Below are 24324 nucleotides of genomic sequence, written 5' to 3'. Positions count from 1 at the left end.
CCAGCCTTTCAGGCATTGTTCCGGCTGGCCCATTCGGCCCGGCCGTCATTGTCCAGCTGGCGGAATTCCTCATCACTCAGGTCAGTGGCGGCGGCGGCCGCGTTATCGGCCAGGTGGTCGGGGCTGCTGGTGCCGGGAATGGGCAGCATGACCGGCGCGCGGCGCAGCAGCCATGCCAGCGCGACCTGGCCGGGCCGCACGCCCTTCTCGCTGGCCAGGCGGGTCAGCAGGGTATCGCCCTTCGTCAGGCTGCCCGCCGCCAGTGGCGCCCATGGAATGAAGCCGATGTTCTCCTTCGTGCAGTAATCCAGCACATCTTCCGAATACCGGTTGACGAGGTTGAAGCGGTTCTGGACGGTCGCCACCGGGAAATACAGCCGCGCGCGCTCGATCATCTCCACCGTCACCTCGGACAGGCCGACATGGCGGATCAGCCCCTGCGCGCGCATGGTGGCAATCGCCTCGAACTGCCGTTCGGGCGTGCAGTCGGCACCCACACGATGCAGCTGCCACAGGTCGATGCGCTCCACCCCCAGCCTGCGCATGCTCATCAGCACGCACTGGCGCAGGTAGTCGGGGTTGCCCACCGGCTTCCATATGTCCGGGCCGTGGCGGGTGTGGCCGCCCTTGGTGGCGATTATGGTATCCGTGTAGGGATGCAGCGCCTCGCGGATCAGGTCCTCGCTCACAAACGGGCCGTAGGCATCCGCCGTATCAACGAAGTTGATGCCCAGTTCGGGCAGGCGGCGCAGGGTGGCGAGTGCCGCCGCCCGGTCGGCCGGTTCCCCCCATATGCCGGGGCCGGTAATGCGCATGGCGCCAAAACCCAGCCGCGTGACCTCCAGGTCACCCCCGATCATGAATGAACCGGACTGCCTTGCATCAGGCGTGAACATACCGTTCTCCTTGCGCGTTCAGGCGCGTCGCGGCCCCGTTGGAAGGCTGCGGCGCGCGGTTGTGCCGTGTGGTGGACATAAAGGCCGCCAGCGGGCCGGGTTGCATGACAATACCGGCCTTCAGCCCAGCATGCGGCCAATCACGCGGGCGGTATAGTCCACCACGGGAATGATGCGGGCATAGTTGATGCGCGTGGGTCCGATCACACCGATCGCGCCCACGATGCGGTTGCTGTCGGTGCGCGCGGGAGCAACCACGACCGACATGCCCGCCATGCCGAACAGCCCGCTTTCCGCCCCGATGAAGATGCGCACCCCTTCGGATTCACGGGCAAGGTCCAGCAGGCGCAGCATGGTCTCCTGCGTTTCCAGCCGCTCGAACAGCATCTGGATGGTGGTCAGGCGCTCGATCTCGGTCACATCGGCCAGCAGGCGGCCCTGACCGCGTATGAACAGGGTGCCGCCGCGCTCGTCAGCGTCACTCCATGTGGCAAGGCCACTGGCCACCACCTCCGCCGTCAGGTGGTCCAGTTCGTTGCGGTTGGCCGTCATGTCGGTACTGACCGTCTCGCGCAGGCGGTCCAGCGTCTGGCCGGACAGATGGGCGTTAAGGTAGTTGCCCGCTTCCACCAGTGCGGAAGGCGGCAGGCCCGGCGGGGTCTCGATCACGCGGTTTTCCACCTGCCCGTCCGCACTGACCAGAATGACCAGCGCCCGCCCCGGACCAAGGGCCACGAATTCGATATGCTTGATGGTGGCGCCATCGCTTTTGGGTGCCATGACCACCCCCGCCGCCGAGGACAGGCCCGACAGCATGGACGATGCCTGCGCCAGCGTATCCTCCAAGGAGCGGCCCTTTACATCCAGCATGCCCGCGATGCTTTCGCGCTCCTCCTCGCTCAGGTTGCCGAACTGCAGCAGGCCATCGACAAACAGCCGCACGCCCTTCTCCGTTGGCAGGCGACCGGCCGAGGCATGGGGGGAAAACAGCAGCCCCGCATCGGTCAGGTCCGCCATGACATTGCGAATCGTGGCGGGCGAGAGCGAAAGCGGCAGGCGCTGCGAGAGCGTGCGCGAACCCATCGGCTCGCCCGTTTCGACATACTGCTCCACGATCTCACGCAGGATCGCGGCGGATCGCGGGTCCAGCCCGGACAGCAGGCCCGGCTGCGGTACCGGTGGTCGGGTTTCCATCGCCATGCCTCCTGTTTGCCTCATCCATCCCCTGCGGTGCCCCGCATGTCGCCATTATAGCAGATCATATGCTTCCCTGCCCACGCGGGACTGGAAATAGACGGGGATTGCACGCTATGCCGCCCCATCACCTTGCGGAGACCCATCCCATGCGCCCATCCGGCCGTGCCACCGACGCGCTGCGTCCCGTCTTCATCCAGACCGGCTTTGCCCGCCATGCGGAAGGCTCGGCCCTGATCCGCATGGGCGGAACCGAAGTCCTGTGCGCCGCCAGCGTGGAAACGCGCGTCCCCTCCTTCCTGCGCGGCAAGGGCCAGGGCTGGGTCACGGCGGAATACGGCATGCTGCCGCGCGCCACCCACAGCCGTGGCCCGCGTGAGGCCGCAAAGGGCAGACAGAGCGGCCGCACCCAGGAAATCCAGCGCCTGATCGCCCGCTCACTACGCGCCGTGACCGACCTCAGGGCATTGGGGGAGATCTCGATCACGGTGGATTGTGACGTGCTCAACGCCGATGGTGGCACGCGCTGCGCCGCCATTACCGGCGCATGGGTGGCGCTGCGCCTGGCACTGGAAACGCTGGTACGCGCGGGCACCCTGCCCGCCGTGCCGCTGAAGGGGCAGGTTGCCGCCGTATCGTGCGGGCTGACGCAGGAAGGCGCCGTGCTTGACCTTGATTACGCGGAAGACAGCACGGCGCGCGCCGATTCCAATTTTGTCCTGACCGCCGATGGTGGCATTGTGGAAATACAGGGTACCGCCGAGCAGGACCCCTTTACCGAGGCACAGTTCAATACCCTCATGCGGCTTGCCCGCACCGGGACGGCGGAACTGTTCCGCATCCAGACCGCCACAGTCGAAGAGGCCCTCAAGGCATGACAACCCGACCCAACCGCCTGAACCGGGGCGACACACTGGTCCTGGCCACCCATAACAAGGGCAAGATTGCCGAATTCGCGGCCCTTCTGGGGGGCTACGGCATTCATGTCCGTTCGGCGGGCGACCTTTCACTGCCCGAGCCGGAGGAAACGGCGGACAGCTTTGCCGGAAACGCCGCCATCAAGGCCGTGGCCGCCGCAAAGGCCGCGAACCTGCCCGCGCTGGCCGATGATTCCGGCTTCTGCGTCTCCGCCCTTGGCGGGGCACCGGGCATCTTCTCCGCCCGCTGGGCCGGGCCGGACAAGGATTATCCCGACGCCATGCGCCGTATCCATGAGCAGATCGGCGACAGTCCCGACCGGGGCGCGTGGTTCATTTCCGTCCTGTGCCTTGCCTGGCCCGACGGGCAGACCGAAACATTCGAGGGCCGGATTGACGGCCATGTCGTCTGGCCGCCGCATGGCACCAACGGCCACGGCTATGACCCGATTTTCGCCCCCGGCGATGGCGCCCGCACCTTTGCCGACATGACGGATACGCAGAAGAACGCCATAAGCCATCGCGGGCTGGCCTTCGCCCTGTTCCGCGATGCCTGCCTGCCGCAGGACGCGGCATAAAATAAGGCCGGCCCCCACAGGGCCGGCCTTCAGAAACTGACAAACGTTTCCGGGTGCCGCCTTTTTTCAGAAAGGCGGCGTTCCCTGAAGCTTTTTGAAAAAAGCTTCACCAAAAACATCTGTTCTTTTTTATCGACAATGGCGCCTAGCGCCCGGTCATGATCCGTTCGAGCAACTGCGCCACGGTGGGCACGAAGCCATTGGCGTAGAACGGATCGGTGGCGAACCGCCATGCATTGGTGCCACCGAACATGAGGTTGTTGTCAATCACCGCCTCCTGATCCGGCCCATGGGCGTGGGCTGCGGCCTGCAGGGTTTTCTGGATGCAGTAGGAACGCGGGTCCGCCTTGTGCCCGTTGGAATAGGCGGGCGGGCGCTGCGACCAGTTGGAAAACCGGCATTCCGACAGGCAGCCCATGCAGGCCCCCTGATCGGCCAGGATCTCGCGCGCCTTTTCGGGGCTGACGAACACCACCGTGTTATCCGGTGTGCGCATGGCCTCGGTATGGCCTTCCTGCATCCACAGCTGCGCGCGCTGCCGGTCGGCGGGGGTGACAAAAACCTGCCGCCCGCGTGCGCCAATGGCCAGTGGCGCGGTGTGCTCGCCCATTTCCTCGGGCGAGAAGGGCACCTGCCGTTCCGAACGCCCGCGCAGTTCGCGCAGGAACGTGTTGTTCACGGCGGAAGAATAGAAGCCCGTGGGCGAGAAGCGGTTGAGGAACACATCCCCCTTCTTCAACGTCAGCAGGCGGCGCTTCCACGCATCGGGGATCGGGCTTTCGCGCGTCAGCAGCGGGCGGGTGCCGAACTGGAACACGATCGGCCCCAGTTCGGGGTTGTCGATCCAGTCCTGCCATTCCTCCAGCCACCACACGCCACCGGCCATGATGATGGGGGTCTGATCCAGGCCAAAGGCGCGCATCTGCTTGCGCAGCGCCAGCACGCGGGGGAACGGATCTTCCGGTGCCAGCGGGTTTTCGGTGTTGGACAGGCCATTATGGCCGCCAGCCCGCCATGGGTCTTCATACACCACGCCGCCCAGCAGTTCCGCCGTCTTATGGTACGAACGGCGCCACAGGGCATTGAAGGCGCGGGCGGAAGAGACGATGGGATAGTAATGGATGCCGAAACGGGCCGCGATTTCCGACAGGCGGTACGGCATGCCCGCGCCACAGGTCAGCCCCTGGATCAGGCCCGGTGCACCTTCCAGCACGCCGGTGATGACCCGCTCGGCCCCACCCATTTCCCACAGGATGTTGGCGTGTATCCGCCCCCTGCCACCGGCAAGCTCATGCGCGATGCGCGCCTGGGCAATACCACCGCGGATGGCGTAATCGACCAGTTCCTCGTGCCGTTCACGCCGTGTCCTGCCGTGATAGGTCTGGGGGACGATGTTGCCGTTCTCATCATAGGAATCGGCATTCACGATCGAGATCGTGCCAGCGCCACCCGCCGCCGCCCAGTGTCCGGCGGAAACGCCAGTCGAGATCGAGACGCCCTTCCCCCCTTCTACCAGGGGCAGAATATCCGTCCCGCCCATACGGATCGCATTGATCGGCTTCATCACCATTCCATCGTCATGTATCTGCCCGGGCGCGGGGCACGCCATCTGGCGCTCCCGCGTCCGGGTTATCAATAGGCCGGGACCCGCGTCTTACCGCGCGCCGGGGGCACGGCCGGGCCGGGCGCCCACGGTGTCGGTGATGTCGGCGCCGGTCTTCTGGTCAACCACGCGCATGGACAGCTTGACCTTGCCGCGATCGTCAAAGCCCAGCACCTTCACCTTCACTTCGTCTCCCTGCTTGACGACATCCGTCGTCTTGGAAACGCGCCCTTCGGCCAGTTCGGAGATGTGAACCAGCCCGTCACGGGGGCCAAGGAAGTTGACGAACGCCCCGAAATCGGCGGTCTTGACGACCTTGCCATTATAGATGTGGCCCACTTCGGGTTCGGCCGTGATGCCACGGATCCGCTCGATGGCCTTCTCGGCCTGATCGTCGGAAGACGCGGCAATCATGATCGTGCCGTCATCGTTGATGTCGATCTTCGCACCCGAATATTCAACGATCTCACGGATAACTTTACCGCCCTGGCCGATCACGTCGCGGATCTTCTCCTTGGGCACCGAGATCGTGGTGATCTTGGGCGCGGAAGACGAGACATCCGAACGGCCTTCGGTCAGCGCCTTGGCCATCTCGCCCAGAATGTGCAGGCGGCCCTGACGGGCCTGACCCAGCGCGATCTTCATGATTTCCGGCGTAATCGACGTGATCTTGATGTCCATCTGCAGGGCGGTCACACCCTGCTCGGTGCCGGCCACCTTGAAGTCCATGTCACCCAGGTGGTCTTCATCGCCAAGAATGTCGGACAGGACGGCAAAGTCGTCCTCTTCCTTGATCAGGCCCATGGCGATACCGGCGACCGGACGCTTCAGCGGCACGCCCGCATCCATCAGCGCAAGCGAGGTGCCGCACACGGTGGCCATGGAAGACGAACCATTGCTTTCCGTGATCTCGGACACCACGCGCATGGTGTACGGGAAGGTGTCCTTGCCCGGCAGCAGCGGGTGGATGGCGCGCCACGCCAGCTTGCCATGGCCGATTTCACGGCGGCCGGGGGAGCCCATGCGCCCGCACTCACCCACCGAGAAGGGGGGGAAGTTGTAGTGCAGCATGAAGTTGTTGCGGTATTCGCCTTCCAGCGCGTCCACGATCTGCTCGTCCTGACCGGTGCCAAGCGTCGCCACCACAAGGGCCTGCGTCTCGCCACGGGTGAACAGGGCGGAGCCATGCGCGCGCGGCAGGATGCCGACTTCGGACACGATGGGACGGATCGTTTCCAGATCGCGGCCATCGATACGGTAGCCGGTGTCGAGCACTTCGGTGCGGACCACGTCGGCTTCCAGATCCTTGATCATGGGCTTGGCGGCATCGGCGTCGGCCTCGCCAATCTTGGCAAGGATGGCCTCACGCGCCGCGGCGACCTTCTTGTAGCGCACCTGCTTGGCGCGTTCCTTGTACGCCTCGGCGATCAGGGCGCGACCGGCCTTGTCCACCTTCTTGCGCAGCTTGATTTCCTCGGCCGTCGGCTCGGCCAGGTCCCACGGTGCCTTGGCAGCGCTCTCGGCCAGGTCGATGATCAGGTCGATCACGGGCTGGAAGGCTTCATGGCCAAAGGTCACGGCGCCCAGCATCACGTCCTCGGACAGTTCCACCGCCTCGGACTCGACCATCAGCACGCCTTCGGACGTCCCGGCCACGACCAGGTCCAGTTCGCTTTCCTTAAGCTGGGAAATGGTCGGGTTCAGCACGTATTTGCCGTTGCTGTACCCCACGCGGGCCGCACCCACCGGGCCGAAGAACGGAATGCCCGACAGCGTCAGCGCCGCCGAGCAGCCGATCAGCGCAACCACGGCCGGGTCGTTCTCCATGTCGTGGCTGAGCACGGTGGCGACGACCTGCACTTCGTTGCGGAAGTTCTCGGGGAACAGCGGGCGGATCGGGCGGTCGATCAGGCGCGAGTTCAGGACCTCGGCCTCGCTCGGGCGGCCTTCACGCTTGAAGAAGCCACCGGGGATCTTGCCCGCGGCATAGGCCTTTTCCTGATAATTGACCGTAAGCGGGAAGAAATCCTGCCCCGGCTTGACACTCTTGGCGCCCACGGCCGTGCACAGCACCACCGTATCGCCATAGGTCACGACAACCGCGCCATCGGCCTGGCGGGCGATCTTGCCCGTTTCCAGCACCAGCGGGCGGCCGCCCCATTCGATTTCCTTGCGAAAATAATTAAACATCCAGACAACCCTGTCCGTTGAGTGCCGCAATGCAGGCGGCCCGGACATGGGAACGTTTGGTGGCAGCGCCTCGGACGGCATGGAGCGCGACGGCACGGCCGCCAGAACACCATGTGGCCTGAAACGCTGCGATCCGGGTCCGGACATCTCCGCCATGGCATGGCAGCGTGTTGACGGCGCCCCTAGGGGCGCCTGAAAATATCCGGCCCGACCGGGCACGGGCATGCAGCCGCATGCGCCGCGTCCGTGCAGGCCGGGCGGGCACGCATTATGACCGCGTTCCCGCCATGTCGCAAATCAGCGACGCAGGCCAAGGCGCTTGATGAGCGTTTCGTAACGGGCCTGGTCCTTGCGCTTGACATAGTCCAGCAGGCGGCGGCGGCGGCCGACCAGCATCAGCAGGCCACGGCGGGAATGGAAATCCTTCGCGTGGGTCTTGAGGTGGTCGGTCAGGTTCACGATCCGCTCGGTCAGCAGGGCAACCTGCACTTCCGGCGAGCCCGTGTCGGTCGCGGCATTCTGGTATTCGCCAATAAGCGCCGTGCGGCGTTCAGCAGTAATCGACATCATCGTCTCCATTGGTCATCCGGTTCAGAGCATGCGCACTGATCGCAGCCATCCCCCCTCGGGGCGGCACAGCCCGACCACGCGCGCCCCATCCATCGCACGCACGACGCCGCTGCGCGGGTCGGTGTGTTCCGGCATCCGGTCCGCCAGCTGGTTCAGGTCGATCACCTGACCAAATGACAGGGCATCCGCTTCCTCCCGTGTCAGGGCCAGCGCCGGGATGTCGGCCAGCGCGGTCGCGACCGGAAGGAGCAGATCCGGTGGGGCAGGCGCGTTGTCGGCGCTTGGGACAATTTTGTCCAGTGGAATCGCATGGGATTCATCAAAAGGCCCCACGTTCAGCCGCCGCAGCGCCGCCACATGGCCCACCGTGCCGCAGGCCAGCGCTATATCGCGCGCAAGCGCGCGCATGTACACCCCCTTGCCCGATTCCACCTCGAACACGGCCGTATCGGCATCGGGCCGCGCAATCAGCTCGAAACGGTCGATGCGCGCCGGCCGCGCGGCCAGTTCGGGCGCATGGCCCGCGCGCGCCATGTCATAGGAACGCTTCCCCCCCACCTTCAGCGCGGAATAGACCGGGGGCACCTGCATGATCTCGCCACGGAAGGCCGGCAATGCGGCCTCGAACGCCGCATTGTCGGGGCGCACGGGGGATGTCGCGGTCACCGCGCCCTCGGCGTCGTCACTGTCGCGTGCCTCACCGATACGCAGCGTGAAGTGGTAGCGCTTGGTGCCGTCCATAATATAAGGCACGGTCTTGGTCGCCCTGCCAAAGGCTATGGGCAGCAGCCCGGTCGCCAGCGGGTCCAGCGTGCCGCCATGGCCCGCTTTTGCCGCGTCAAACAGGTAGCGCACCCGGCCCACGACCTGGGTGGAGGTCATGCCGGATGGCTTGTCGATCACCAGCCAGCCATCAAGCGGGCGTCCACGTTTGCGTCGCATTGCAGGGCACCTTGTACGGATAATGGGGGTGGGCTGCGTTTAGACGAGGCACGCATGCACGGCAATGCCCCATTCCGCCACGGGGGCTGGCGGCCAGCCCCCCACATGGTAAAAGGCAGGGCGGGCACATGCCTGCCATCCCCGTATCCCGCTTTGCCTCCGGCCAGCGCGGTGCCATCTTGCGACAGACGGGCGCATGGCTGATTGTGTTCGGGAGTTTTTTCATTCTGCGTCTAGGGAGACCTGAACACCATGGCTGAACGGCAGACCACGGTCGGTGCATTTGTGTTGGGTGGGGCCCTGCTTGGTGTGACCGCCATAGCGCTGTTCGGACAGTTTCATCCCTTCTCCCCCACCAACCGCGCGATGGTGATCTTCGACAGCCCGGTCAACGGGCTGGGGGTTGGCGCTCCCGTCACTTTCGATGGCGTGCAGGTCGGTCATGTGGACCATATTGCCGTACAGTTCGACCCCCAGACCCATCAGGCCTATATTCCCGTAACGCTGGAACTGGAAGCCAACGGCGCGCGCATGGCGGGCAGCCATGGCCGGGCACTTGATACCAAGGAACTGCCGCGCCTGATCGAAAACGGCCTGCGGGCGGAACTGCACATGCAAAGTTTCGTGACCGGCCAGGAAGAAATCGACCTGACATTCGACCCCGGCGTCCCGGCCAAGCTGCATCCCGGCCTGAGCCCGCTGATCGAAATTCCCGCCCGTGAATCGGACATGCAGAAGCTGACCGACGCGCTGACCGCGCTGCCGCTCAAGAACATCGCCAACAATGCCGATGCCATGCTGGTCAGCATCCGCACGCTGGCTGACAAGCTGGACAGGGATCTGCCACCGCTGGTGGACAGCGTGCGCGCCACATCCGACCACACGCGGGTTACGGTCGATACCGCGACCGATGCCATCCGTGACCTTGACCATCGCATGGACGGCACGCTGGCCTCCATCAACCACCTGGCCGATACCGGCACGGCGCAGCTTGATGCACGCGGCGACGAACTGCACACCCTGCTGGTCAATTCCAACGACACGGTAACCGAAGCACGCGGCGCGCTGGCCGGACTGCATGACATCACCGCGCCCAGTTCCGCCGACCGCTCCAATATCGATTCGTCGCTGCGTGACCTGGCCGCCGCCGCCGCCGCGTTGCGCGGCTTTGCCACCGATGTGGAGCGTAACCCGCAGCTGCTGCTGATGGGCCGGCGCAATTGAGCCGCGCCTGAAAAGGCACGATGCAAAAAGCCCGGTTCTGGCAGATGCCAGACCGGGCTTTTTAATCTGGTGGTGAAGAACAAGAACAGTTTTTGGGTGTCGCCTTTTTCAAAAAGACACTGTGTTCTGAAGCTTTTTGAAAAAAGCTTCACCAAAAACTTCTTTATGGTTGAACCGGATATTTCATGAACAGGGTTCTGGAACCCGGTTCAGTCTTCCTTCAGATCGCGCTGGACTTCGGGCTGGCGCAGCATGGTGTCAACTTCCATGGCATAATCCAGCGCGGTATCGGGCTGGAAATGCAGGTCCGGCACACCACGCAGCCGCAACGCGTGCGACAGGCGCGTACGCAGGAACGGTGTTACACGCTTGAGTGCGGGCAGCAGTTCGGCCACATCGCTCCGGCCAAGACGTGCAACAAATACGGTGGCATGCTTCAGGTCGGGCGAAATCCGCACTTCGGTCACGGTAATCCGCACATCCGCCAGGTCCGGATCACGGAACTCGGTACGGGCGAATATCTCCGCCAGCACGCGACGGACTTCTTCTGCCACGCGCAACTGGCGCTGCGAGGGGCCTGACGCGGAATGGCCGGCAAGTTTCCCTGCCGGCCCGCTCTCGCCCATCCCTTTTCTGGATGAATTACGGCTCATGCCGGAACGAGTTCCATTTCATAACACTCGACCACATCGCCCTCACGCAGGTCATTGTAACCGGCGAAGGACAGGCCACATTCATAGCCGCGCGCAACTTCCTTGACGTCATCCTTGAAGCGCTTGAGCTGGCTCAGCTCGCCTTCATGGATCACCACATTGTCACGCAGCAGACGCACGCCACAGCCGCGCTTGACCACGCCTTCGGTGACGTAACAGCCAGCCACCTTGCCCACCTTGGTAATTTCGAAAACCTTGCGGATTTCGGCATAACCCAGGAACTTCTCACGATGCTTGGGCGCGATCTTGCCGCGAACCAGCTGTTCCACGTCATCCGCCACCTGATAGATGATGGAATAGTAGCGGATGTCCACGCCTTCACGCTGCGCCAGTTCACGGGCCTGCGCCGTGGCGCGCACATTGAAGGCCACGATGATGGCACCCGATGCCTTGGCCAGCTGCACATCACTTTCCGTGATCTGGCCAACGGTGGCATTGAGCACGCGGATCTTGACTTCCTCATGCTCCAGCTTCTGCACCGTGGCTTCAAGCGCTTCCGCCGAACCCTGCACGTCCGCCTTGATCAGGACGGCGACTTCCTTCTGCGCACCCGCCTGGATACGGGCCAGCATCTGGTCCAGCGTGCCGCGTGCGGCCGTCTGGCCTGCGGCCATGCGGTCCTTGATCACGCGCTGGCGGAATTCGGAGATTTCGCGGGCGCGATTCTCGTTTTCCACCACCACGAACGGCTCACCCGCACCCGGAACCCCGGTAATGCCCAGGATCTCGACCGGCATGGACGGACCGGCCTCGGAAAGCTGGCGGTTGCGGTCATCGATCATGGCGCGCACGCGGCCCCATTCGGCACCGGCCACCACAATGTCGGAACGGCGCAGCGTGCCCTTCTGGACCAGAACGGTCGCGACCGGGCCACGACCACGGTCAAGGCGGCTTTCAATCACCGACCCTTCGGCCACCCGGTCGGGATTGGCTTTCAGGTCAAGGATTTCCGCCTGCAGCAGGATCGCTTCCTCAAGCTTGTCCAGCCCGGTGCGCTTGAGCGCCGAAACCTCGACATCCTGCGTGTCGCCACCCATGCTTTCCACCACGATCTCGTGGTTCAGCAGTTCCTGGCGCACACGGTCGGGATTTGCCCCCGGCTTGTCGCACTTGTTGATGGCCACGATGATCGGGGCATCGGCCGCCTTGGCATGCTTGATGGCCTCGATCGTCTGCGGCATCACACCGTCATCCGCCGCAACCACCAGCACCACCACATCCGTTACCGACGCGCCACGGGCGCGCATCGCGGTAAAGGCTTCGTGGCCGGGGGTATCGATGAAGGTAATCTTCGCACCCGAAGCCAGCGTGACCTGATACGCGCCGATATGCTGCGTGATACCACCGGCCTCGCCATTGGCGACATCGGTCGTACGCAGCGCATCAAGCAGCGAGGTCTTGCCGTGATCGACATGCCCCATCACGGTCACGACGGGCGGACGCGGCAGGAGATCTTCCGCCCGGTCCTCGATCCCCTCGATCCCGATCTCGACATCGCTGTCGGCAACACGGCGCACGCGATGGCCGAATTCCTGCACGACCAGTTCAGCCGTATCCGCATCGAGCGACTGCGTAACCGTGGCCATCACGCCCATCTTCATGAGCGCCTTGATGACTTCACCCTGACGGGCGGCCATACGGTTCGCCAGTTCCTGCACCGTGATGGTTTCGGGCAGCACGACGTCACGCACCACGCGGACCTGATCGGAACGCAGGCGCTCCAGTTCGGCCTGGCGGCGCTCACGCTCACGCTGGCGGCGGACCGAGGCGAGCGAACGGGTCTTGTCGTCATCCCCCTCGATCGCGGCCTGCACGTCAATGCGGCCAGCCCGGCGGCTGTCGCTGTTCTTCTTGGCCCCACCCGACGGACGGCGGCTGGGTGCCGCACTGCCGGGACGGCGGCTGGGGCGACGCTCTTCCTCGCCCCCTTCCGCCCGGCCACTGCGCAGGCGCAGCGTCTCGCCCGCCGCGGCGCCAGCACCGGCACCCGCGCCACTGGCGGAACGCGGCGTGGCACCCCCCGCCGGACGCGACGGACGCACCGGCTGCGCGGGCATGATCGCCCGTTCGGCCAGCGGACGCAGGCGCTGCATCGGCGGCGCAAGCGTGACCTCGCCGGGAATGGGCACGGACGAGACGACCGGCCCGGCGGACTCGGGCTCGGCCGGAGCGGCCTTCTGGGCACTCCGGCTCTCGCGTTTGCGGGCCTCTTCCTCGGCCGCGGCATCTGCCTTCGCGCGGGCTTCTTCCTCGGCGCGGCGGGCATTTTCCTCTTCCTGGCGGCGGGCTTCCTCCGCGGCGGAGAGGATGGTGATCTTCTCCTGCTCGCGGGCTTCCTTCTCGCGCTGGATGGCGGCGTTGCGCTGTTCTTCCAGCACACGCTGGCGGGTCGCCAGCTCCGCTGCCGTCAGGGCGCGCCCGCCCCGTCCGCCGGCGCGACCGCCAGCCGGCCCCGATCCGTTACCTGCGGCCCCGGCCCCGCGCTTCTTGCGCACCTCGACCTGAACCACCTTTGATCGACCATGGCTGAAGCTCTGCCGCACGGAACCGGCATCCACCGTCCGTCCGACTTCCCTCCGGCCCGCCGGCCGCAGGGACAAGCGTCCCTTACCCTGATCCTGATCGTTGCCTTCGCTCATGTACCCGCCTGTTCACACCGTCCGGCGGAACACTCCGCCGAATTCGGGCCGGTCCTGCCGGACAGACCCGCAAAACGTTCACTCTCGATACGGAAACGGCGTGCCAGCTCACCATGCAGCATGGCTGCATGAACAACATGGTCACGGCCAAATGCCGCACCCAGACCCGATGCCGTAGGAACAGCCACAACCGGCAGTTCCCGTGCACCAGACAAAACTCTCTTCCTCTCGTCGGGACTGCCATCGGCTGCCTGGATGACCAGACCGGCACGACCGCCCTCAACCCACTCACGCACCTTGGCAAAGCCGCAGACAATCTGCCCGGCCCGCCGTGCCAGCCCCACGACATCCATCATGCGTCGCAGCAGCCCATCCCCTGCAAGATGGGTCAGGTCAGGGTGAATAACAACCCTTCCCCTTGCCGCACGGGCGAATACGCCGCGTGTGCGTGCTGTTTCTAACACATCCGCACGCGCGCTCAACCAAATTCCCCGTCCGGGCAGACGTGCGGAAAGATCAGGGATCACGACTCCATCAGGGGAAATGACAAACCGGATCATTTCCTCCTTTGGCAGCCGCACGCGGGTTACGGCGCAGCGGCGCAGGGGGCCGCGCTCCTCATGTTCCGTATCACCCGCGTCTTCCGCGTTCAGATGCTCCCGATCAGACGTCGGACGTCTCCTCTTTTCCGGGCTCCGCGTCACCCCTGTCGTCACCTTCGAACCAGTGGGCACGGGCCGCCATGATGATTTCGTTGGCCGCATCCTCGTCTATGGCATCGCTGCCCAGGATCTCGACCAGTTCGTCACCGGCAAGGTCGGCCAGGTCATCAAGCGTTTTCACGCCCTTTTCACCCAGCGTCACCAGCATCTGGTTGGTGAATACGCCCAATACCGCAATGTCGTCGCTCACGCCAAGTTCACGACGCTTTTCGTCCAGCTGTTCTTCCTGCTGGGCCAGATGCCGCTCGGCACGCAGGACGAGTTCACCGGCCACGTCCTCGTCAAAGCCTTCGATGTTCGCCAGTTCCTCGGGGTCGGCAAAGGCCAGTTCCTCGACGGAATGGAACCCTTCGGTCACCAGCAGCCCCGCAATCACGTCATCCACGTCAAGCGAAGTGACGAACTGGCTGCTGCGGCGGCGGAATTCTTCCTGCCTGCGCTCCGATTCCTCGGCCTCGGTCAGGATATCGATATCCCACCGCGTCAGCTGGCTGGCCAGACGCACGTTCTGGCCACGGCGCCCGATGGCAAGGCTGAGCTGGTCATCAGGTACGACAACCTCGACCCGCCCTGCTTCCTCATCCATCACCACCTTGCTGACCTCGGCCGGGGCAAGGGCGTTGACGACAAAGGTCGCGGCCTGCGGACTCCACGGGATGATATCGATCTTCTCGCCCTGAAGTTCCTTGACCACTTCCTGCACGCGACGCCCGCGCACGCCCACGCAGGCCCCCACCGGGTCGATCGCGGCATCACGCGAGATGACGGCCATCTTCGCGCGTGAACCGGGGTCGCGCGCCACGGCCTTGATCTCGATGATGCCATCATAGATCTCGGGCACTTCCTGCGCGAACAGCTTGGCCAGGAAGGCCGGATGCGTGCGCGAAAGGAAGATCTGCGGGCCACGCGGCTCGTCACGCACATCATAGATGTAGGCGCGCACGCGGTCGGAATTGCGGAAGCTCTCGCGCGGGATCAGCTCGTCACGGCGCAACAGGGCCTCGGCATCGCCAATCTCGACCAGCAGGTTGCCGTATTCCGTGCGCTTGACGGTGCCGTTGATGATCTCGCCCACACGGTCCTTGAAGTCATTGAACTGGCGGCGGCGCTCGTATTCACGCACGCGCTGGACAATGACCTGCTTGGCCGTCTGCGCCGCGATGCGCCCGAAATCGATGGGCGGCAGCGGGTCGATCAGGTATTCGCCCAGCTGGATCTCGGGCTTGAACTTGCGCGCGATGTAGAGCGGGATCTGGGTTTCCTCGTTCTCCACGGTCTCGACCGCCTCGGTCCAGCGCGAGAGGCGGACATCGCCCGTCCTGCGGTCGATGGTGGCGCGGATATCCTTTTCATGGCCGTACTTGGCGCGACCGGCCTTCTGGATGGCCTGCTCCATCGCTTCCAGCACTTCCTCGCGGTCAATCGACTTTTCCCGCGCTACGGCATCGGCCACCAGCAGCAGTTCGGGACGGGCAACGGACGTATCCATCAGTGTCTCCACAACATCGTTCAATTGGCCTTGCGCGCAGGCTTGCGGCCTGACCGGGCACCGGGCTTGCGCGTGTCCGCCGGGGGAACATCCCCGATGGCCGCATCCGCCCCGGCCTGCACTTCGTCAGGCCCGTTTTCCTTACTGGAGGCGGCCGGCCGCATCATCCGCGCACTCGCCTCGATCAGTTCGTCCGTCAGGACAAGGCGCGCCTTGCGCATCTCGGCGAAAGGCAGCGCAACCTCGGTTCCATCATCAAGGCGCATCAGGCCATGGCCATCACGCGCACCCAGCACGATCCCGGCGAAGCGCTTGCGCCCCTCGATCGGCATGTTCATCTCGGCACGGGCAAGATGGCCCGCGAACCGCTCCCAGTCCTTCGCACGGGTCAGGGGGCGGTCAATCCCGGCAGAGGATACTTCCAGCGTCCACGCCCCCGGCAGCGGGTCTTCCACGTCCAGTATGGCGCCAACCGCATGGCTGATCTGCTCACAGTCCTCGATGGCGATCAGCGTGCCATCGGCCCGGTCGGCCATGATCTGTACGGTGGGGGATTCGCGCCCCAGCACCGCCACGCGCACAAGGTCGAACCCCATGTCGGCCAGCGCCGGGGCGACCATCGCGGCAATACGGGCATCAAGGCCCGTCAGGAAAGGCAGATCAGCGTCCAATGCAAAAAAGGCAGCCCTGCGGCCACCCCCCAAAGAAAAAACCAGAGATGAAGGAATTGTCCGCAACATAGGTCACGGCCAGCATATCCGCAAGAACTATATATACGGGTCGGGGTTACATTTCCTGTCTCTTAACGTCTTGCCATGTCACCCCCCTCGCCCGCATTATGAAGTGATGACGCCCTTGCACTCACCGCCAGAACCCGCACGGGAACGCAGTGAACAACGCCCCGCCAGCCGCAAGCTGGTCGTGGTGGGGCTGATCGCGGCCGTGGTGGCGGCAGGGGGGCTGGGGAGTGGTGGCCTGCTTACGGCACGGGAAGGCGGCAGCGGAAGCCAGACGCCCCCCGTCGCGGCCGAAGCCGGGGGCGGGGGCACTGGTGACGGCAGTCATCTCACGCTCAATGCCCCGGTGCAGAACCGGCCCGACATGATGGGGCAGATGCCCATGATCTCGCCCGAGCACGCGGTGGACATGCTGCGCCAGACTTCCTATTCCATCCAGCAGCAGGCCGAGATCCTGGCTGCGCTGAAACGGCGGGAAATCGTGCTGGCGGACATGCCGATGTATGACATAACGGGTGGCAATGCGGTGGTGAACGTGCAGTCGCTGGGGCTGGTGCAGACCGTGCATCTGGGTGCGCAGCCCAAAAGCGTGATCCTGCCCATACGCATTGCCGGCAACGTGTCCATTACCGCGGCGGGTGATCCCGGGCCCACCGGCATCCATGCGGGTGCCGTGTTCGTGCCGGGGCCGACGCCGCTGCCGGTCCTGACGCGTGATACCGAAATCGTAATCGGGGTGGTCGTGCAATGAAACCGCTCTATCCGGCGCTGATGGAACGGCTTGTACCCCTCATCATGGTCATCTTCCTGGTGCTGGGCAGCTTTCAGGCGGCTATGGCGTTGCATCTTTCGCTCGCCAGCCTGCGGCATTTCATGGAATGGTGTGCCCCGGCCTATCCGGTCGTGGCAGCGGCCAGCGCCCTGCTGGCGCTGACCGGGCTGTGGTTCGAGAACCGGGCCGAAAAACTGGCCCGCAAGGGGATCCGACGCAGACGGGGATGGATAATGGACGTACTCGCCAGGCTGACCAATCGCAGCGCGCTGGAAGAAATGCTGGCGCGCGAACAGAAAGAAACCGTGATAGACGCGGAAGAGCTGGCCGCAAGCCTGCGCGCCCGCGTGATCGGGCAGGACCAGGTATGCGAGGACGTGGCGACCCAGCTGCGTCGCCGTCTGGCGCTGCAGGTGCGCGGCAAGCCGGTGGGGATTTTCCTCCTTGCCGGGCCACCAGGCACGGGCAAGACCTACCTGGCCAAGCAGCTGGCCCGGCAGCTTGACCGGCCGCTGCTCAACTTCGACATGACGCAGATGAGTTCCCCCCATGCCGCGACGCAGCTGTTCGGCTCGCCCAAGGGGTATGTGGGGTCCGATACCTATGGCAAGCTGACCGGTGGGCTGAAGGAAAAGCCCGATGCGGTGGTGCTGCTGGACGAGATCGAGAAGGCGCATCCCGATGTCTTCAAGAAATTCCTGACGGCGTGGAATGACGGCCATGTGACCGAGGCCTCGACGGGACAGCAGATCTCGACCGTGCGCTGCATCTTCATCCTGACCTCCAACATCGCCACCGATGCGCTGTCCGAGATCGCGGACCGGCTGGCGGACGAGCCGGACAAGATGCGTGCCGAGTCGGTGGAGGCACTGCGCCAGGCAGGCTTCGCGCCGGAAGTGCTGAACCGGCTGGACCGCATTTTCGTCTTCCGTCCGCTGGAGGGGCTGGACATTGCCCGCGTGTCCGCGCTCGAGATCGAGGCGATGATCGACAGCTACGGCCTGAAGGTGGAAACCGGCGGCATCGACCCCGCCCTGCTGTTCGAGGTCATGCGCCGGCAGGACCGCATGGGTCCCGCCGCCAGTGCGCGCGACCTGGCCCGCTCCATCGAGGACATGATCAGCGATTCCCTGATCACCGCCCGCCAGCAGGGCGCCAAACTGGTGCGCGTGGTGCAGAACGAGGACGGTATCGTGGCCGAAATCGCGGATCAGGACAAAGATGCCCAGCGCGCGCGGATCAGTTCCTGACCCATGGCCACCGTGACCTGCACCATGCCGCCATATGATACGCCATCCAGCCGTGCCTGCCCGTTTTCTCCTGCCCGCAAAGGGATGGCCGTGCGCGGCCTGAACGGCTGAATGTCCGCCTTCTCACGTCTGTGGCATCGGGCGCCGGCATGGCGGCTGTGCCTGTATCTCATCGTGCCGTTCGGGGTGCTGACCTGCATCTTCCCGCCTGCCTACCTGACGCGGCTGCTTCCCAGGCTTGCAACCCTTTCCACCGCCATCCACAACCGCCTTGGCATGCACGATGCCCCGGCGGAAGGAGATGGCGCAACGGACGGCAACGGGGGGGATGGCGTCATCACCATGATGCCCATTACCGACCGGCTGACCAAGGCGATTCCCTTTGCCGGGCGCATCCTGCCGCTGCCTGCGGGGGTGTGGCATCCAGTCATGAACGTCATCAACGGCCCGCATGGCGAGGTACTGGAAAATGTCCTGGTACGGGTGGAAGGCCATGTCGTGACCGGCCTGATCGGCGCGGAAGGCAGCACCCAGCCCGTACCGGAAACGGCCATCACCTCCATCGACTCCAGCTGCCATGATGACCGCAACTTCATGTCCCGCGTGCTGTCGGCGCATCCGCCTGCAATGGAATGCTGGTTCACCGCCGCCGTCTATCCCGCATCCATCAACCGCACGGCCATCATTGCCACGCGGCTGAAGGAAGAAGGCTTCATCCTGCCACCCGTATTCCTGAAAGCGGGCTGGAGCTACAGCACGCCCGCCGGTGATCATAACGTCAATGTCGAGACGGTGACCATCTTCCTCAACCCGGTCAACACGGACAGCACCAAGATGCTGCGCACACCGGAGTTCTGGAACAAGGACACGCTGGGCCAGCAGCCGGCGGCGGCCGATTTCGTCAAGCGCACGAATACATGGATGGCTGGCTGGGCGCAGGTCCTGCATGACGGGTTCAACAGCGACATGCTGGCTTCAAGCGAGGAGCAGCGTGCCCGTCTGTCCCGTGATCCGGCCGCGACCCCGCCGGGACAGGGCAACCCGCTGGACTGAATGGCGGCTTTGAAAAGCCTATGGAACGCCGCCTTTCTGAAAAAAGGCGGTACCCAAAAACTTCCCTTCCTTAATGCTTCTGTCAGCCCTGACGCAGCACGTCTGAAATCTCGATCAGGAAATCCAGCACCGTGCGGGTACGCAGCGGCAGGGTGCGCGGGCCGGTATGCACGGCATAAAACGGCAGTTCGGGAATCGTCCATTCCGGCAGCAGGTGCCTGAGCTTCCCGGATGCGATATCGTCCTCTACCTGAAAGGCGGGCAGCATGCCGATGCCAAGTCCCGCCCGGACGGCCTGCAGCACCGCTTCGCTGCTGTTGGCGCGGAAGGGACCACTGGCCGCCACCGCCGTCTCACCTTCCCCCTTGCGGGTAAACTGCCAGTCATGGCGGGTGCCGCCATAGCTGTAGGCAATACAGGGATGGTTGAGCAGGTCACGCGGATGCTCGGGCGTGCCGCGACGGGCAAGGTAATCGGTCGAGGCAATCACACAACGATGCACCGAACCCAGACGCCGCGCGATAAGCGACCCTTCGGCAATGGAGCCGATCCGCACGGCAAGATCCAGCCCTTCTTCCACCAGATCGCCAAACCCGTCACGCATGACCAGTTCCACCGACAGGTCGGGATGCTCTTCCAGCAGGGACCCCAGCCGGCTGGTCAGGTACAGCCCGAACGCCGTGGTCACGCCCAGCCGTACCAGCCCCGAAACCGAAGCCCGACGGCGGCCAAGCGCGGTTTCCGCCGTTTCCAGGATTTCCAGCACTTCATAGGCATGGGGCAGCAGGCTGCGGCCATCTTCCGTCATCATCAGGCTGCGGGTGGTGCGTGCGAACAGCGTGGCGCCATAATGCGCTTCCAGCAGGGCGATATGGCGCGAGATGGTCGGCTGGCTTGCACCCGTCTCACGCGAAACAGCGGAAAACGATCCTGTGGCAGCCACACGGACAAAGCTGTGCAGGGCAGAAAGCAGATCCATGGGGCTCCATCACATCCAAACGTGTTATTACACAATCATGGTTTTAGACGGCATCTTATTTATACACAATACAGAGAAAAGGCACCACGGATATGTGTGAAACGCAACGGTAACTGCCAAAACATATGCAAAACATGCATATATGACCTGTTCATAAAAAAACGGCGGCCCCTATGACTGGGCCGCCGTCCGATCAGTCCGCTCCGGCCGGGGCCGGAACGCCATGCAGGGTCAGGCTACCTTTGTCATGCCACGCAGCACGGTCTGGAGAATGCCGCCATTGCGGAAATACTCCACCTCGTCCAGCGTATCGACACGGCACAGCAGGGGCACGTCCTGCCTGGAGCCATCGGCGCGCGTGATGGTCATGGTCATGGTCATGCGCGGCGTGATCTTGTCCAGACCACGGATTTCGAAGGTTTCGTCACCCTTCAGGCCCAGCGTCTTGCGCGTCGTGCCCTCTTCGAACAGCAGCGGCAGCACGCCCATGCCCACCAGGTTGGAGCGGTGGATACGCTCGAAGCTCTCAGCCACAACCGCACGCACACCCAGCAGCAGGGTGCCCTTGGCCGCCCAGTCGCGCGAGGAGCCCATGCCGTATTCCTTGCCGCCGATCACGACCAGGGGCACGCCTTCCTTCTTGTATTCCATCGCCACATCATAGATGGAGCCTTCCTTGCCATCGGGGAAGTGCTTGGACAGCCCCCCCTCGGTGCCCGGCAGCATCTCGTTCTTGATGCGGATGTTGGCGAATGTGCCGCGCACCATCACGCGGTCATTGCCACGGCGCGAACCGTAGGAGTTGAAGTCCTTCTTCGCCACGCCATGCGCTTCAAGATACTTGCCGGCGGGCGAGCTTTCCTTGATCGCACCGGCAGGCGAGATATGGTCGGTGGTGATGTTGTCACCCAGCAGCGCCAGCAGGCGCGCACCGACAATGTCACCACGCGACTTGGGCTCGGGCGTGATGTCCTGGAAATACGGCGGGTCCTGCACATAGGTGGAGGACGGGTCCCACTTGTAGGTCTCGGACCCGGTGGCAACCTTCAGCGCCTGCCATTCCTTCGTGCCCTGGCTTACGTGCTTGTAGCGGTTGATGAACTCCTCACGCGTGATGGCGGAGCCGATCAGGGCCGCGATCTCGTGATTGGTGGGCCAGATGTCCCTCAGATAGACGGGCTTGCCATCCTTGGAGGTTCCCAGCGGCGCGGTGGTGATGTCCTCACGCATCGTGCCCAGCAGGGAGTAGGCGACCACCAGCGGCGGGCTGGCCAGGTAGTTGGCGCGCACGTTGGGCGAGATACGGCCTTCGAAGTTACGGTTGCCCGAAAGCACCGAGACCGCGACCAGCTTGTTGTTCTCGATCGCATCGACGATGTGATCTTCCAGCGGGCCGGAATTGCCGATACAGGTCGTGCAGCCATAGCCCACGGTGTTGAAGCCCATGGCATCCAGTTCCGCCTGCAGGCCGGCGCGGTTCAGGTAGTCCGTCACCACCTGCGAACCCGGTGCGAGCGAGGTCTTGACCCACGGCTTGGGCTTCAGGCCCAGCGCACGCGCCTTCTTGGCCACCAGACCGGCCGCGATCAGCACGGCGGGGTTGGAGGTGTTGGTGCACGAGGTGATGGCCGCGATCACCACGTCGCCGTGGCCGATCTCGTAATTGGTGCCGGCCACCTTGGCCTTCTTGTCCTTGTCGGCCGCGGGCACGCCCAGGCTGCCGGTCAGTTCGGTCTCGAACGCCTTGTCGGCACCCTTCAGCACCACGCGGTCCTGCGGGCGCTTGGGGCCTGCGATGGAGGGCACGATGGTGGACAGTTCAAGTTCCAGCGTGTCGGTGAACTTCGGATGCGCCGAATCGGCATGGCGGAACATGCCCTGGGCCTTCAGGTATTCTTCCGTCAGCTTGATGCGGTGCTCTTCACGACCGGTCTGGCGCAGGTAGTCCAGCGTCAGGTTATCGACGGGGAAGAAGCCGCAGGTCGCGCCATATTCCGGCGCCATGTTGGCGATGGTCGCGCGGTCGGCCACCGGCAGATGGTCAAGGGCGGGGCCGAAGAACTCGACAAACTTGCCGACAACGCCCTTCTTGCGCAGCATCTGGGTCACGGTCAGCACCAGATCGGTGGCGGTCGCCCCCTCCGGCAGCTTGCCCGTCATCTTGAAGCCGATCACATCGGGGATCAGCATGGCGATGGGCTGGCCCAGCATCGCGGCTTCCGCCTCGATCCCGCCAACACCCCAGCCCAGCACGCCCATGCCATTGACCATGGTGGTGTGGCTGTCGGTACCGAACAGGGTGTCGGGGTAGGCATAGTCCTTGCCGCCCACATTGGCCGTCCAGACCGCCTGGGCAATGTATTCCAGGTTCACCTGGTGGCAGATACCCGTGCCCGGCGGCACGACCGAGAAGTTCTCGAACGCTTCCTGGCCCCAGCGCAGGAAGGCGTAACGCTCGCCATTGCGCTCGAACTCGATGGTCACGTTGTCCTGCAGGGCTTCGGGGGAGCCCGCCACGTCCACCATGACCGAGTGGTCGATCACCAGGTTGACGGGAACCAGCGGGTTCACCTTCTGCGGGTCACCCTTGAGCTTGAGGATACCGTCGCGCATCGCGGCCAGGTCGACCACGGCGGGAACGCCGGTGAAATCCTGCATGAGGATACGCGCGGGCTTGAAGGGAACTTCCTTCGTGCTGCGCCCTTCCTTCTGCCATTCGGCAATGGCCTTCGCGTCCTCGACCGAGTAGGAATGCCCGTCCTCAAACCGCAGCACGTTCTCCAGCAGCACTTTCAGGCTGACCGGCAGGTGGCGTACGGAGCCGATCGTCTTTTCAGCTTCCGGGATTGAAAAATAGTGATAGGTCTTGCCGTCCACATTGAGTGTGCGGCCTGTTTTCAGTGAGTCGTGCCCAACCGTCTTCATTGGCTTTGTTTCCTCCGAGGCATCAGCAACGGATCATCCCGTATGACCGCTTTCCCTCCCCCCACTTCCATGGCGCGGGGTTTGCGGCCTTGTCGGGGACAACCTGCTTGATCTCCCAACGGGGGTAGAACATACCCGGACGCGGTTGCGACACAAGCTGGACCCGGTAACAAGAAACCGGGAGCAGGCTTTTTTTTCGCGCAGGCCGCCCGTCACCCACCGATCGGAGGATTTCCGTCATTCCTGCCTTTACCCCCCCCGGCCGTCCATTGCTGGAAGTGGAAAATATATCGGTTTTCCGCGGTGAACGGCTGGTTCTGGATCATGTCGGCTTTACGCTTGGGGCCGGTGACGCCCTGCTTCTGACCGGGCCGAACGGTGCCGGAAAGTCCACCCTGCTGCGTGTACTGGCCGGTTTGCGCAAACCGGAAGGCGGCCATGTGTTGTGGTCTGGCGTGGATGCGCTGGCCGATCGCAGCCAGCATGCCGACCGTGTTGCCTATCTGGGCCATCAGGATGCGCTCAAGCTGGGGCTGACCCTGCGCGAGAACCTGACCCTGGCCATGCGCGCAAGCGGCGGAAACCCTGACTTATGCATGAAATCACTCAATATTCTCGGGCTGGCCGACCTGCCCGCGCGCATGCTCTCGGCGGGACAGAAACGCCGCGCGGCACTGGCGCGCGTGCTGCTGGCGCAGGCCCCGCTCTGGCTGCTGGATGAGCCGAGCCTGGGGCTGGACATCAACACCATGGACCTGCTGGGCAGCCTGTTTGCCGCGCACCGGCAGGCTGGCGGAATTGTGATTGCAACCACCCACGTTCCGCTACCCCTTCCCGATGCCCGTACGCTGGCGCTGCCGGGCCTGAACGAATCCGACATCTCGCAACCGATCGAGGATTTCCCCGAGGACGACCTGCTGTGACATTCCGG

General features: G+C 64.2%; 19 protein-coding genes and 1 pseudogene. 7 read left to right on the top strand and 13 right to left on the bottom strand.

Going from position 1 to position 24324, the window contains the following annotated elements; translation table 11 throughout:
• Positions 1-8: 8 nt before the first annotated feature.
• Both GWK63_RS00700 and hrcA read right to left on the bottom strand, forming a co-directional pair.
• The gene (locus tag GWK63_RS00700; RefSeq protein WP_007397069.1) at positions 9-896 is read right to left on the bottom strand and encodes an aldo/keto reductase; all 888 of its coding nucleotides are present in this window, start codon (positions 894-896) and stop codon (positions 9-11) included.
• 120 nt (positions 897-1016) lie between these two features.
• Positions 1017-2096 (bottom strand): heat-inducible transcriptional repressor HrcA, encoded by a 1080-nt coding sequence (gene hrcA / locus GWK63_RS00695; RefSeq protein WP_007397071.1) that lies wholly within the window; start codon positions 2094-2096, stop codon positions 1017-1019.
• 143 nt (positions 2097-2239) lie between these two features.
• On the opposite strand from hrcA, the gene rph reads away from it, so the two are divergent.
• Together rph and rdgB are read left to right on the top strand one after the other, a co-directional pair.
• On the top strand, positions 2240-2968 hold the full coding sequence (rph, locus tag GWK63_RS00690; RefSeq protein ID WP_034927256.1) for a ribonuclease PH: 729 nt from the start codon (positions 2240-2242) through the stop codon (positions 2966-2968).
• Positions 2965-3585, top strand: a complete 621-nt coding sequence (rdgB, locus tag GWK63_RS00685) for an RdgB/HAM1 family non-canonical purine NTP pyrophosphatase (protein WP_007397073.1) — start codon at positions 2965-2967, stop codon at positions 3583-3585. Before rph ends, rdgB begins: the two co-directional genes overlap by 4 nt.
• A 145-nt stretch (positions 3586-3730) precedes the next feature.
• On the opposite strand, the gene GWK63_RS00680 is transcribed toward rdgB, so the two are convergent.
• The 4 genes from GWK63_RS00680 to truB form a co-directional block, all read right to left on the bottom strand.
• Positions 3731-5149, bottom strand: a complete 1419-nt coding sequence (locus GWK63_RS00680) for an NAD(P)H-dependent flavin oxidoreductase (protein ID WP_039998517.1) — start codon at positions 5147-5149, stop codon at positions 3731-3733.
• A gap of 90 nt (positions 5150-5239) precedes the next feature.
• On the bottom strand, positions 5240-7378 hold the full coding sequence (gene pnp, locus GWK63_RS00675; protein ID WP_034926867.1) for a polyribonucleotide nucleotidyltransferase: 2139 nt from the start codon (positions 7376-7378) through the stop codon (positions 5240-5242).
• A 297-nt stretch (positions 7379-7675) separates the two neighbouring features.
• Positions 7676-7945, bottom strand: a complete 270-nt coding sequence (gene rpsO / locus GWK63_RS00670; RefSeq protein ID WP_034927253.1) for a 30S ribosomal protein S15 — start codon at positions 7943-7945, stop codon at positions 7676-7678.
• 24 nt (positions 7946-7969) lie between these two features.
• Positions 7970-8890 (bottom strand): tRNA pseudouridine(55) synthase TruB, encoded by a 921-nt coding sequence (gene truB / locus GWK63_RS00665; protein ID WP_007397077.1) that lies wholly within the window; start codon positions 8888-8890, stop codon positions 7970-7972.
• 252 nt (positions 8891-9142) lie between these two features.
• Here truB and GWK63_RS00660 point away from each other — a divergent pair, with 252 nt between their 5' ends.
• A complete protein-coding gene (locus GWK63_RS00660) occupies positions 9143-10114 on the top strand; it encodes an MlaD family protein (protein ID WP_007397079.1) in 972 nt (323 codons plus the stop codon).
• 209 nt (positions 10115-10323) lie between these two features.
• Here GWK63_RS00660 and rbfA read toward each other — a convergent pair whose 3' ends face one another.
• The 5 genes from rbfA to rimP are packed head-to-tail and all read right to left on the bottom strand — an operon-like array spanning position 10324 to position 16348.
• On the bottom strand, positions 10324-10740 hold the full coding sequence (gene rbfA / locus GWK63_RS00655) for a 30S ribosome-binding factor RbfA (RefSeq protein ID WP_007397081.1): 417 nt from the start codon (positions 10738-10740) through the stop codon (positions 10324-10326).
• A 23-nt stretch (positions 10741-10763) separates the two neighbouring features.
• A complete protein-coding gene (gene infB, locus GWK63_RS00650; protein ID WP_099963274.1) occupies positions 10764-13466 on the bottom strand; it encodes a translation initiation factor IF-2 in 2703 nt (900 codons plus the stop codon).
• Positions 13463-14170 carry an RNA-binding protein gene (locus GWK63_RS00645; protein WP_007397083.1) on the bottom strand — a complete coding sequence of 236 codons (708 nt, stop codon included), beginning with the start codon at positions 14168-14170 and terminating at the stop codon, positions 13463-13465. The genes infB and GWK63_RS00645 overlap by 4 nt, the downstream gene beginning before the upstream one ends.
• Entirely contained in the window at positions 14130-15677 is a 1548-nt protein-coding gene (gene nusA / locus GWK63_RS00640; protein ID WP_034927251.1) for a transcription termination factor NusA, read from the bottom strand. Before nusA ends, GWK63_RS00645 begins: the two co-directional genes overlap by 41 nt.
• Positions 15678-15697: 20 nt before the next feature.
• The gene (gene rimP / locus GWK63_RS00635) at positions 15698-16348 is read right to left on the bottom strand and encodes a ribosome maturation factor RimP (RefSeq protein WP_034926854.1); all 651 of its coding nucleotides are present in this window, start codon (positions 16346-16348) and stop codon (positions 15698-15700) included.
• 175 nt (positions 16349-16523) lie between these two features.
• Here rimP and GWK63_RS00630 point away from each other — a divergent pair, with 175 nt between their 5' ends.
• The 3 genes from GWK63_RS00630 (at position 16524) to GWK63_RS00620 (ending at position 19489) form a co-directional block, all read left to right on the top strand.
• Positions 16524-17165 (top strand): hypothetical protein, encoded by a 642-nt coding sequence (locus GWK63_RS00630; protein WP_172459740.1) that lies wholly within the window; start codon positions 16524-16526, stop codon positions 17163-17165.
• Positions 17162-18436, top strand: a complete 1275-nt coding sequence (locus GWK63_RS00625; protein ID WP_007397087.1) for an AAA family ATPase — start codon at positions 17162-17164, stop codon at positions 18434-18436. Before GWK63_RS00630 ends, GWK63_RS00625 begins: the two co-directional genes overlap by 4 nt.
• A 111-nt stretch (positions 18437-18547) precedes the next feature.
• On the top strand, positions 18548-19489 hold the full coding sequence (locus GWK63_RS00620) for a hypothetical protein (RefSeq protein ID WP_007397089.1): 942 nt from the start codon (positions 18548-18550) through the stop codon (positions 19487-19489).
• An 82-nt stretch (positions 19490-19571) separates the two neighbouring features.
• On the opposite strand, the gene GWK63_RS00615 is transcribed toward GWK63_RS00620, so the two are convergent.
• Together GWK63_RS00615 and acnA are read right to left on the bottom strand one after the other, a co-directional pair.
• Entirely contained in the window at positions 19572-20468 is an 897-nt protein-coding gene (locus GWK63_RS00615) for a LysR family transcriptional regulator (protein ID WP_007397090.1), read from the bottom strand.
• A 231-nt stretch (positions 20469-20699) separates the two neighbouring features.
• Positions 20700-23393: an aconitate hydratase AcnA gene (gene acnA / locus GWK63_RS00610; RefSeq protein ID WP_039998520.1), complete on the bottom strand. Its 2694-nt coding sequence runs from the start codon at positions 23391-23393 to the stop codon at positions 20700-20702.
• Positions 23394-23701: 308 nt separating this feature from the next.
• On the opposite strand from acnA, the pseudogene ccmA reads away from it, so the two are divergent.
• Positions 23702-24316 (top strand): annotated as a pseudogene (gene ccmA, locus GWK63_RS00605) (heme ABC exporter ATP-binding protein CcmA); the annotation flags it as partial.
• Between the last annotated feature and the right edge of the window lie 8 nt (positions 24317-24324).

The sequence above is a fragment of the Komagataeibacter rhaeticus genome (genome assembly GCF_011611525.1).
Classification (GTDB): domain Bacteria; phylum Pseudomonadota; class Alphaproteobacteria; order Acetobacterales; family Acetobacteraceae; genus Komagataeibacter; species Komagataeibacter rhaeticus.
The sequence above is the reverse complement of the archived record's forward strand: the minus strand, read 5'-3'. Positions and strand labels throughout refer to the sequence as shown.

Excerpts from the sequence above, each read along its gene's own strand:
- rph (WP_034927256.1), top strand. The coding sequence starts at position 2,240 with ATGCGCCCATCCGGCCGTGCCACCGACGCGCTGCGTCCCGTCTTCATC.
- GWK63_RS00700 (WP_007397069.1), bottom strand. The coding sequence starts at position 896 with ATGTTCACGCCTGATGCAAGGCAGTCCGGTTCATTCATGATCGGGGGT.
- infB (WP_099963274.1), bottom strand. The coding sequence starts at position 13,466 with ATGAGCGAAGGCAACGATCAGGATCAGGGTAAGGGACGCTTGTCCCTG.
- GWK63_RS00625 (WP_007397087.1), top strand. The coding sequence starts at position 17,162 with ATGAAACCGCTCTATCCGGCGCTGATGGAACGGCTTGTACCCCTCATC.
- GWK63_RS00630 (WP_172459740.1), top strand. The coding sequence starts at position 16,524 with ATGACGCCCTTGCACTCACCGCCAGAACCCGCACGGGAACGCAGTGAA.
- truB (WP_007397077.1), bottom strand. The coding sequence starts at position 8,890 with ATGCGACGCAAACGTGGACGCCCGCTTGATGGCTGGCTGGTGATCGAC.
- GWK63_RS00660 (WP_007397079.1), top strand. The coding sequence starts at position 9,143 with ATGGCTGAACGGCAGACCACGGTCGGTGCATTTGTGTTGGGTGGGGCC.
- pnp (WP_034926867.1), bottom strand. The coding sequence starts at position 7,378 with ATGTTTAATTATTTTCGCAAGGAAATCGAATGGGGCGGCCGCCCGCTG.
- rbfA (WP_007397081.1), bottom strand. The coding sequence starts at position 10,740 with ATGGGCGAGAGCGGGCCGGCAGGGAAACTTGCCGGCCATTCCGCGTCA.
- nusA (WP_034927251.1), bottom strand. The coding sequence starts at position 15,677 with ATGGATACGTCCGTTGCCCGTCCCGAACTGCTGCTGGTGGCCGATGCC.
- rpsO (WP_034927253.1), bottom strand. The coding sequence starts at position 7,945 with ATGTCGATTACTGCTGAACGCCGCACGGCGCTTATTGGCGAATACCAG.
- hrcA (WP_007397071.1), bottom strand. The coding sequence starts at position 2,096 with ATGGCGATGGAAACCCGACCACCGGTACCGCAGCCGGGCCTGCTGTCC.
- GWK63_RS00615 (WP_007397090.1), bottom strand. The coding sequence starts at position 20,468 with ATGGATCTGCTTTCTGCCCTGCACAGCTTTGTCCGTGTGGCTGCCACA.
- GWK63_RS00680 (WP_039998517.1), bottom strand. The coding sequence starts at position 5,149 with ATGAAGCCGATCAATGCGATCCGTATGGGCGGGACGGATATTCTGCCC.
- GWK63_RS00620 (WP_007397089.1), top strand. The coding sequence starts at position 18,548 with ATGTCCGCCTTCTCACGTCTGTGGCATCGGGCGCCGGCATGGCGGCTG.
- rdgB (WP_007397073.1), top strand. The coding sequence starts at position 2,965 with ATGACAACCCGACCCAACCGCCTGAACCGGGGCGACACACTGGTCCTG.
- acnA (WP_039998520.1), bottom strand. The coding sequence starts at position 23,393 with ATGAAGACGGTTGGGCACGACTCACTGAAAACAGGCCGCACACTCAAT.